The organism is Bacteroidia bacterium (genome assembly GCA_019695265.1).
Taxonomy (GTDB): Bacteria; Bacteroidota; Bacteroidia; order JAIBAJ01; family JAIBAJ01; genus JAIBAJ01.
On record JAIBAJ010000037.1, the window covers coordinates 18733 to 28977 of the forward strand.

Genomic DNA, 10245 nt, shown 5'->3' on the forward strand with positions numbered 1-10245 from the left:
TGTGACCTTAAAATTTCACCGAGCCGGTATTGTAAAACATGGGAGTGCGATAAATTTTGTCATTGGAAGGATCAAAGAAATAATCTTCCTCTGCCGGGCTATTGGCTGTTATTTGTTCAGAAGGCACCACCCAAATGCTTCGGCCTTCTAAACGGCGGGTATACACATCCCGTGCATTTTGTAAGGCTAATTCAGCATCCGGAGCATGCACACTACCAACATGTTCGTGGTGCTGGCCGGGTTTGGGTTGAATAAATACTTCGAAAAGTCGCATTGGTTTTTCGTTCGACATGGGTAATTGGGTGGGTTAAGGCTAAACAGCCATTTTTAAACTTCTTTTTTCGGCATAGGCTTGAGCTGCTTCTCGTACCCAGCGTCCGTTTTCATGCGCGTCAACACGAGCTTTCAAACGTTGCTTGTTGCAAATTCCGTTTCCATTAATCACCTGGAAAAATTCATCCCAATTGGGTTGTCCGTGTTCATAATGTTTGGTTTCTGCATTGTATTTCAAATCTTTGTCAGGTATTACCAAACCTATGGCTTCGGCTTGAGGAACCGTTCTGTCTATAAACCGTTGACGCAATTCATCATTGGTCATCAATTTTACTTTCCAGCGCAACAATTCTTCACTGTTTGGCGAATTTCCATCGGGTGGACCAAACATCATGAGCGATGGCCACCACCAACGATTCATGGCGTCTTGAGCCATTTGCTGTTGCTCCGGAGTGCCTTTCATCAGGGTTGCCATTATTTCATAGCCTTGCCTGTGGTGGAAATTTTCTTCTTTACATATGCGAATCATAGCCCTTGAATAAGGTCCGTATGAGCATTTTGCCAACAAAGTTTGATTTACTATTGCCGCACCATCTACCAGCCAGCCAATTGCTCCAATATCGGCCCAAGTTAGGGTTGGATAATTAAAAATGGAAGAGTATTTCGCCTTTCCTGCAAGCAATTGGTCTACCATTTCGCTTCTATCCATACCCAAGGTTTCTGCACCACAGTAAATATAGAGTCCGTGACCGCCTTCATCTTGAACTTTAGCTAGCAAAACCGCCTTTCTTTTCAAACTGGGAGCCCGGGTAATCCAGTTTCCTTCCGGAAGCATTCCTACCACTTCGCTATGCGCGTGTTGACTCATCATGCGTAGAAGTTGTTTTTTGTAACGTTCTGGCATCCAGTCTTTTGGCTCAATTTTTATTCCCTTCTCTAATTTTTCATTGAAGGCTTTTTCCAATTCTTCGATGGTTTTTTCCATAGTGCGAAAATAGGCTTTTTTAAAGAACTTTATACTGATCCAAGTCATTCTGTTTTCCAAAAATGATATTCGGTCGCTTTTTAATTGCCGTTTGGCCGGGGTTTGTTTTTTAATATTTAATTTTAGTTGGCGGGCCCCTTCCGCCTATAAGTCAAGTAATTTTACCCAACCCAAGTGCAAGGCGTTCAGGTCACGCTTTCGGCTGTAGTCCTCGTCGCATTTGGCTAGCGCCGCATGCGCCTGTGGGCTACTTGCCTCAATCGTTGCCCGGGGTGCGAACCCATGCGTATTGTTCAAATTCAAAGGTTGAAGGGTGTCTATTCCGGTTGGTGCAGAAAATACTCCACCATTGCAGGGTAACTTACAACTGTGCAGGGCAAAATATGTTTGCTTGGGGTTTAGGTCGGGTAGGGATAGAGGCAGTTACCCCACAGGACCACGCAGCGTTAGCAAGTGGGCCGAGGAGTAACGCCGAAAGCCCGGCCCCGAGCCCGATCAAGTTCAGATTCAACCGAAAAACCTTGTGCGAGGGGACCCGCCAACTAAAAAAAATAAATTCGGAAAACTGAAAAATTTTTAAAACCTTTTTTTCAACAATGTATGGAATTTCTGCCCTTCTGTCACGCCTTGTAAGGCAAATCTGACAAAACAAGTAGAACCTTGGAAAACTTACTGCCAATTTCAAAATGCCGGGCTGCGGGGATTGGTTTTTGAGAAAGTTTGAAAACTCTGATGCAAAACAGCATTGGAGCAAGCAAAATCAAATTAACTTCGCACTCCATTTTTTGACGACTAATGTTAGAATTTTTTAATGCCCTACTTTCCAAGATATTTGGTAAGAAATCAGATAAAGACGTTGCCGCTATAAAGCCAATTGTTGAGGAAATAAATATTGAATTTGATAAACTTAAAACCTTGTCGAACGATGCTTTGCGAGGTAAAACCATGCAATTTCGTCAAGAAATTCGAGATTATATTGCGGATGAAGTAGCTGAAATTGCTGCTTTAAAACAAAAAGCGGAGTTGGATACAACAGAGGAGAAGGAGCGTGAAGATTGCTTTAAAGAAATTGAAGAGATTGAAAAAAACAGAAGGGCCAAAATAAAGGAGAAATTGGAAGAATTGCTTCCACAGGCGTTTGCGGTATTGAAAGAAACTGCCCGTCGGTTCAAGGAAAATGATTACTTGGAAGTAACTGCTATGGATTTTGATAAATTGTTGGCAGTGCGCAAATCGAACGTGGTAATTGAGAACGATAAGGCAAAATGGGCCAATACCTGGAATGCCGGCGGAACCACCATAAAATGGGACATGGTTCATTATGATGTGCAGTTGATAGGAGGTATTGTGTTGCATCAGGGTAAAATTGCTGAGATGGCTACCGGGGAGGGAAAAACCTTGGTGGCAACCTTACCTATTTACTTAAATGCACTTCCGGGAGAAGGTTTGCATGTGGTAACTGTAAATAATTACCTAAGCCGACGCGACTGTGAATGGAACGCACCGTTGTTTGAGTTTCACGGCCTAACAACGGATTGTATTGATTACCACCAACCCAATAGCGAAGAAAGAAGACAAGCTTATTTGGCCGATATTACTTATGGAACTAACAATGAATTTGGTTTCGACTATTTGCGCGATAACATGGCAAGGAGTCCGGAAGAATTGGTTCAAAGAAGGCATAATTTCGCTATAGTGGATGAGGTAGACTCGGTATTGATTGACGATGCCAGAACACCTTTGATTATTTCTGGTCCGGTGCCACGGGGCGATAAACACGAATTTGTGGAGTTAAAACCCAAAGTTGAGCGCTTGGTTTCGGCACAGCGTAGTTATGTTCAAACTTGCCTAAGCGATGCAAAAAGACTTATTGCAGAAGGCAAGAAAGAAGAAGGTGGATTGGCCTTGTTGAGGGCACACCGGGGTGGTCCAAAAAACAAAGCATTGATTAAATATTTATCGGAAACCGGTGTAAAGCAAGTTTTGCAAAAAACAGAAGATTACTACATGGCCGATCAGCAAAAAGAAATGCCTAAAGCTGATGCTGAATTGTTTTTTGTAATAGATGAAAAGACCAATAGCATTGAAATGACGGAGAAAGGAATTGACCTGATTACAGGCAATTCAGAAGATTCCAGTTTCTTCATTCTACCGGATGTGGGCAGTGAAATAGCTGATATAGAAAAGCTTTCAATTCCCGATCAGGAGAAAATTGCAGCAAAAGAAAAGTTGATGTTGGATTTTTCGGTGAAGAGTGAACGGATTCATACGGTAAACCAATTGTTAAAAGCCTATGCCATGTTTGAGAAAGATGTGGAGTATGTGGTGATAGAAAACAAGGTGAAGATTGTGGATGAGCAAACCGGCCGTATAATGGAAGGAAGAAGGTATTCGGACGGACTTCACCAGGCAATTGAGGCCAAGGAAAATTTGAGAGTAGAAGATGCTACCCAAACCTTTGCCACCATTACCCTTCAGAATTACTTTAGGATGTATGAAAAGCTATCGGGTATGACCGGTACAGCGGAGACGGAAGCAGGAGAGTTTTGGGAGATTTACAAATTGGATGTAGTGGTAATTCCGACCAATAGGAATATTTCAAGGAAAGATATGGAAGACTTGGTATACAAAACCAAGCGGGAAAAATACAATGCGGTAATTGAAGAGGTTGTAAAATTAACTCAGGCCGGTCGTCCGGTATTGGTTGGTACAACTTCGGTAGAGATTTCGGAATTATTAAGCCGGATGTTGAAATTAAGGAATATTCAACACAACGTTTTGAATGCCAAATTGCACCAACGCGAAGCTGAGGTTGTTGCCATGGCAGGTAAGGCGGGAGCTGTAACTATTGCTACCAACATGGCCGGTAGGGGAACCGATATTAAATTGGGAGAAGGGGTAAAAGATGCCGGAGGTTTGGCTATTATTGGTACAGAAAGGCATGAAAGCCGTAGGGTTGACCGCCAGTTGAGAGGTCGTTCAGGAAGGCAGGGTGATCCGGGTACTTCCCAGTTTTTTGTATCGTTGGAAGATGATTTGATGCGGATGTTTGGTTCGGATCGAATTGCCAAGTTGATGGATAGAATGGGTCATCAGGAAGGTGACGTGATTCAACACAGCATGGTAACCAATAGTATAGAAAGGGCTCAGAAGAAAGTGGAAGAGAATAACTTTGGTATTCGTAAACGTCTTTTGGAATATGATGATGTAATGAATAGCCAACGGGAAGTTATTTATTCGAAAAGGAAGAATGCCTTGTTTGGAGATAAGCTGGCCATGGATATTTCGCATCAGATGTATGATGTTGCGGATCATATTGTGGGAGAGTACAAGGAATTGAAAAACTATGAAGGTTTCAGATTGGAATTAATTCGGGTACTTGGCATTGATGCACCATTTGAAGAGAATACCTTTTTGAAAGAAGATGCACAATCCTTGGGTGAAAAAGTATACCACGCTGCTTATCAGCATTATCACGACAAAAAAGAAGCGTTGGCTAGTCGGGTTTGGCCAGTTGTGAAGAACGTTTACGAAACGTCAGGACATGATTTTGAGAATATGTTGGTGCCAATTACCGATGGAATAAAAAACATGCAAGTGTTGGTACATTTGAAACGTGCGTATGAAAGTCAGGGTAAGGAAGTGGTTAAAGCATTTGAGAAATCGGTAGTGTTGGCTATTATAGATGAGGCATGGAAAGAGCATTTGCGTGCGATGGATGAATTGAAACACGATGTACAAGGGGCAGTTTACGAGCAAAAGGATCCATTGTTGATTTACAAATTTGAGGCATTTAAGTTATTTAAAACCTTGTTGAATATAAACAATAAGGAGATAGTTACCTTTTTAGTGAAGGGGAATTTACCTCAGCAAGAAAACGTTCCAATTTCGCCTCCACCACGAATTCAGCAGCAACCTAAGGAGCGAATTGTAGCTTCGAAGGAGGAATATGTATCCAGTTCAACTTCCGGTCCGGAAGGAGGTGCACCGCCGGCTCCGGCTCCTGTTCAGAAGACTTCACCAATAAAAGTTGAACCCAAAATTGGCAGAAATGACCCTTGTCCTTGCGGAAGTGGCAAGAAGTTTAAACAATGCCATGGAAAAGATGTTTTAGTTTAATAGCACAAAATTACCATCATGCTTACCTTACAGCAGATTAGAGAAAATCAGGACGAGATTATTAAGCGTTTAAAGAAGCGTAATTTCGATCCAACCGAAACCATATTAAAGATTGTTGAAGTAGATAATAGGAGGAAGGCCGCTCAAACCGAGACTGACGCTATGTTGGCAGAGTCCAATCAACTGTCGAAACAGATTGGGGACTTATTTAAATCGGGCAAGGCCTCCGAAACGGCAGAATTAAAAGAAAGGACCGTTGTATTAAAGGCAGCTATTTCGGAGAAAGAGAATGAGAAAAAGCAGGCAGAGCTTGACTTGCAGGAGTTATTGGTTTCCCTTCCGAATGCACCACACCTTTCAGTTCCTGAAGGGAAAGGTGCGGATGATAATTTAACCATTTTCACTCATGGAGAAATTCCGGAATTAGGAGAGCATGCATTACCACATTGGGAATTGGCAGCAAAATATGATTTGATAGATTTTGAGTTAGGTGTGAAAATTACCGGAGCCGGATTTCCTGTTTACAAAGGAAAAGGAGCTCGATTACAAAGAGCACTAATTAATTTTTTCTTGGATCGTGCAACAGAAGCAGGATACCGGGAAATGCAACCTCCTCATGTAGTAAATGAAGACAGTGGTTTTGGAACCGGTCAATTGCCTGATAAGGAAGGACAGATGTATCATGTAGGAGTAGATAATTTATACTTAATTCCAACTGCAGAGGTTCCTGTAACTAACTTCTACAGGGATGTAATATTATCGGAGAAGGAATTGCCAATTCGAAATACAGCCTACACCCCATGTTTTAGAAGAGAAGCCGGCAGTTACGGAAAGGATGTAAGAGGTTTGAACCGTCTTCATCAATTTGATAAGGTTGAGATAGTGCAAATTCAGCATCCGGATAAAAGTTATGAAACTTTGGAGCAAATGCGAGAATATGTTGCCGGTTTGTTGAAAGAATTGGAATTGCCATTTAGGACCTTGAAATTATGCGGTGGTGATATGGGAACTGCTTCGGCTTTAACTTACGATATGGAGGTTTATAGTGCAGCTCAGAAACGTTGGTTAGAAGTGAGTTCTATTTCTAATTTTGAAACCTACCAAAGCAATCGTCTAAAACTAAGGTTTAGAGATTCGGATGGTAAAACCAGGTTGGCTCATACTTTAAATGGAAGCGCATTGGCTTTACCAAGAATTGTAGCCTCATTGTTAGAGAATTTTCAATTTGATGGAGGTATTCGAATTCCCAAAGCATTGGTTCCATATACCGGTTTTGAAACGATTAAGTAATTGATGGTTCGGGTATCGGCAGTTTCTTATACCAATTCTATTCCGTTTGTTTATGGTTTGCAGCATTCTTCTATTCATAGCCAAATAGAATTATCTTTGGATATTCCGAGCCTATGTGCAGAGAAATTGTTGCAGGGAAAGGCCGACATAGGATTAATTCCTGCTGCGGTGCTTCCACAAATGAAAGAGGGTGAAATTCTTTCAGATTTCTGCATTGGTGCAGATGGACCTGTAGACACGGTCATGTTGTACAGCCAGGTTCCATTAGCTGAGATTAAGCAAATTTGGTTAGATTTTCAGAGTAGAACAAGTGTTCAGTTGGTGCAGGTATTATGCAAAGAATGGTGGAAGATTTCGCCTGAGTTTTTGCAGGCAACTCATGGATATGAAGACCGAATTGAAGGAAATGTTGCAGGAGTGATTATAGGTGATAGGTGTTTTAACCAGGTCAATAAGTTTCCATATTCCTATGATTTATCTGAAAATTGGAAACTTTTAACGGGTTTACCCTTTGTATTTGCTGTTTGGTACAGTCGAATTCCATTGGATGAATTAGTTAAGAAGGAGTTTTCAGAAGGTTTGAAATTCGGATTGGAGAAGAGGGGAGAGGCTTTAAAGGAATTGTTAAATCCGAATATTCCAATGGAAACGGCATTTAATTATATAAATAATCGAATATCCTATGATTTAGATTCTAGCAAGCGACAAGGCTTGGATTTATTTCTTTCTAAATTGTAATTTCTACCCAAGATGTCATTAGAAAATATCCTTAAAACCCGCAGTAATAATCAGTGTGAATTATGTGGATCAAGTTCCACCTTAAGTTTAGTATTGGTTAAGCCACAAACCACACCAACCGAACAGAATTCCTTTATGGCTTGTTCGAAATGTCAATCGGAAATAGAATCCAAGGAAACGGATCCTAATCACTGGCGTTGTTTATCTTCATCTATTTGGAGTGAGGTTCCGGGGGTTCAAGTGGTGTCTTATCGAATGCTTCATCGGTTAAAAGGAGAATCTTGGGCTCAGGATTTATTAGATTCCATGTATTTGGATGATGAAACCTTGGCTTGGGCCAATGCAGGTTTAACGGAGGAGCATGAAGAAGTAGGAGATTTGCATTTGGATTCCAATGGTAATCAATTACAGACCGGCGATACAGTTGTTTTAATAAAGTCCTTGGATGTAAAAGGTTCTACCTTGAATGCCAAAATGGGTACAGTTGTTAAAAATATCCGATTAGTAGAAAATAATAACACCCAAATTGAAGGGAAGATTGACGGACAAGTAATTGTGATATTAACAAAATACGTTCGAAAGCAAGGTTAGTAGCCAAGTTGCATATTTATAGATGCATAGCTTTTTATGCCTTAAAAAGTGGAAATAAGAGTATTTTTTAAGGCTTTCGTGTTGTTTGAGAAACTTTGACGGAAGCAATGCGTTTATTTAAGTCAATCGGGTTATGACAATTCGATTGGCTTTAATACATGAGTATTTCAAGTTTACGATTTCCTATCATTATTCGTATGGCTGCTACTTGGGCCATAGTGGTAGGAGTATGGGTTATTATTGGTTGGATTTTGGGTCAGGAGGCTATGAAGACCTCGTTAAAGGATGGTTCAACTATGAAGTTTAATACTGCGATTTGCAGTATTTTATGCGGTTTAACTATTTGGATGCAGACCTTTGAGAATCCAAAGATTAGAAGAATTGGAAAGGTTTTCCCTATAATTTTTGTTTGCTTATCATTCCTTTCTTTGTTTCAGACCTACTTTAACGTAAATTTAGGGATAGATGAATTGGTATTTACCGATTATGTTTCTCGAGCAAAAGGCTTACCTCATCCCGGCAGAACCAGTACTGCATTGTCAATTACCTTTCTGTTTTTGGGATTAGGATTAATAAAATATGATAGTTCTAATTTATGGGAGCGTAAGGTTTCACAATGGGCCTTTCACGCGGTTTCCGTATTTACCTTTATTTTTATTTTAAGTTATTTGTATGAAGTTCCTTATTTGAGTAAAATCCTCATCATAGGAACAATGACCTTGCATTCGGCGGTTTTAACTTTTAGTCTTTCAATTATTTGTTCCCTTTTTAATGATGATTTAGCATTTACGGGTTTGTTTTTGGAAAACACTTCCGGAAGTAGAATGGCGCGAAGAATATTTCCGGGAGTTATGGTAACCATTATTTTATTAGGATTATTTCGAGCAAGTACCATCAGCAAAGAAAGTTTGATAGGTGTGGAATTCGGAATCGCCTTATTTAGTATAGGTTTTATGGTCATAGGATTACTGATTTTGTCCATTTCTTCCTATTACCTCAATCAAATGGAAGAGCGTAAGAATGATGCAGAGGAATCGCTTAGGCAGTTGAATAAGGATTTAGAACTTACAATCAGGAAACGGACCTTGGAATTGAATCAATTGAATGAAAGGTTTAATCTGGCTACTTCCGGAGCCAAGGTGGGTGTTTGGGATATTTCAATTAAGGATAGGAGAGTTGTTGGCAATCAGGTATTTTATGAAATTTGGGGATTCCCACCTGATACCAAGTCCATCTTGTTGGATGATTTATCGGCGAGAATTCATCCGGAGGATAGGGAAAAAACGTTGTCCAAATTTTGGGAGGTTGCTACTCAAAAATCAAGGATAGATTTCGAACACCGAATTTTAGTTGATGGTCATGAAAAGTATATCAAGGTAAGTGGTGCCATGGAGTATGATGAGAATGGTGTTGCCTTTCGTGGTGTTGGTATTCATACGGATATAACCGCGCAAAAATTATTGGAACATGACTTAAAGGTTAGCTATGAACAAATAAAAACCTTTATTGAAGAAGCACCAACAGCGTTAGCCATGTTTGATAAGGAAATTCGATATTTGTCCGTTTCCAAAAGGTGGTTGCAGGATTATGGCCTGGTTGGAACCAATGTTATCGGACGTTCTCATTATGAGGTATTTCCTGAAATTGGGGAGGATTGGAAAAGAATACATCAAAATTGTTTAAATGGTGAAAGGGATGTGAATACCGGAAGTCCTTTTTATCGCGCAGATGGCAGTGTGCAATGGTTATCTTGGGTAGTTTGTCCTTGGTATGTTTCGGAAGGCGAAGTTGGTGGAATTTTAATGCATACAGTAGATATTACTGCAGAAAGGGTACATATGGAAAAGTTAAGGCAAAGTGAAGAAAAGTACCATAAAATGGTTGAAGAGGTAGAGGATTATGCAATTTTATTATTAGATAATGAAGGGAAAATTACCAACTGGAATAAAGGCGCCGAACTAATTAAAGGATATCAAACAGAAGATATTCTCGGAAAAAGTCATAAACAATTTTATACGGAGGAAGACATTCTTCAAGGCTTGCCCGAACATTTGCTTAAAAAGGCCAGAATAGAAGGAAAAGTACAGGATGAAGGTTGGAGGGTGAAAAAGGATGGCACTATGTTTTGGGCTAGTATTTCTATAACTGCTTTATCGGATCGAAATGGAAATACGATAGGATTTTCGAAATTAACCAAGGATATAACACATAAAAAACTTGCGGAAGATAAGCTTAAGAAAGCCAAAGAA

7 protein-coding genes are annotated in these 10245 nt (G+C 40.2%); 5 read left to right on the forward strand and 2 right to left on the reverse strand.

The features are described from left to right. Nucleotides 1–7: 7 nt before the first annotated feature. Together paaB and paaA are read right to left on the reverse strand one after the other, a co-directional pair. Nucleotides 8–292, reverse strand: coding sequence for a 1,2-phenylacetyl-CoA epoxidase subunit B (gene paaB / locus K1X82_07315; protein ID MBX7181904.1), 285 nt, complete (start codon nt 290–292; stop codon nt 8–10). Between the two features lie 21 nt (nt 293–313). Continuing rightward, complete coding sequence (gene paaA / locus K1X82_07320) at nt 314–1258, reverse strand: 1,2-phenylacetyl-CoA epoxidase subunit A (protein MBX7181905.1); 945 nt, start codon at nt 1256–1258, stop codon at nt 314–316. Nucleotides 1259–2053: 795 nt separating this feature from the next. On the opposite strand from paaA, the gene secA reads away from it, so the two are divergent. From secA to K1X82_07345, 5 genes are all read left to right on the forward strand, one after another. Continuing rightward, a complete protein-coding gene (secA, locus tag K1X82_07325) occupies nt 2054–5377 on the forward strand; it encodes a preprotein translocase subunit SecA (protein MBX7181906.1) in 3324 nt (1107 codons plus the stop codon). 18 nt (nt 5378–5395) lie between these two features. Beyond that, complete coding sequence (gene serS / locus K1X82_07330; protein ID MBX7181907.1) at nt 5396–6667, forward strand: serine--tRNA ligase; 1272 nt, start codon at nt 5396–5398, stop codon at nt 6665–6667. Between the two features lie 3 nt (nt 6668–6670). After that, nucleotides 6671–7405 carry a menaquinone biosynthesis protein gene (locus K1X82_07335; protein MBX7181908.1) on the forward strand — a complete coding sequence of 245 codons (735 nt, stop codon included), beginning with the start codon at nt 6671–6673 and terminating at the stop codon, nt 7403–7405. Nucleotides 7406–7417: 12 nt separating this feature from the next. Further along, entirely contained in the window at nt 7418–7996 is a 579-nt protein-coding gene (locus tag K1X82_07340) for a PhnA domain-containing protein (GenBank protein ID MBX7181909.1), read from the forward strand. A 158-nt stretch (nt 7997–8154) separates the two neighbouring features. After that, nucleotides 8155–10245, forward strand: a 2091-nt coding sequence (locus K1X82_07345) for a PAS domain S-box protein (GenBank protein ID MBX7181910.1), incomplete at its 3' end; no start/stop codon positions are given.

Bases quoted from the DNA above. Each gene is read 5' to 3' on its own strand.
- paaB (MBX7181904.1), bottom strand. From the start codon at position 292: ATGTCGAACGAAAAACCAATGCGACTTTTCGAAGTATTTATTCAACCC.
- paaA (MBX7181905.1), bottom strand. From the start codon at position 1,258: ATGGAAAAAACCATCGAAGAATTGGAAAAAGCCTTCAATGAAAAATTA.
- secA (MBX7181906.1), top strand. From the start codon at position 2,054: ATGTTAGAATTTTTTAATGCCCTACTTTCCAAGATATTTGGTAAGAAA.
- serS (MBX7181907.1), top strand. From the start codon at position 5,396: ATGCTTACCTTACAGCAGATTAGAGAAAATCAGGACGAGATTATTAAG.
- K1X82_07335 (MBX7181908.1), top strand. From the start codon at position 6,671: ATGGTTCGGGTATCGGCAGTTTCTTATACCAATTCTATTCCGTTTGTT.
- K1X82_07340 (MBX7181909.1), top strand. From the start codon at position 7,418: ATGTCATTAGAAAATATCCTTAAAACCCGCAGTAATAATCAGTGTGAA.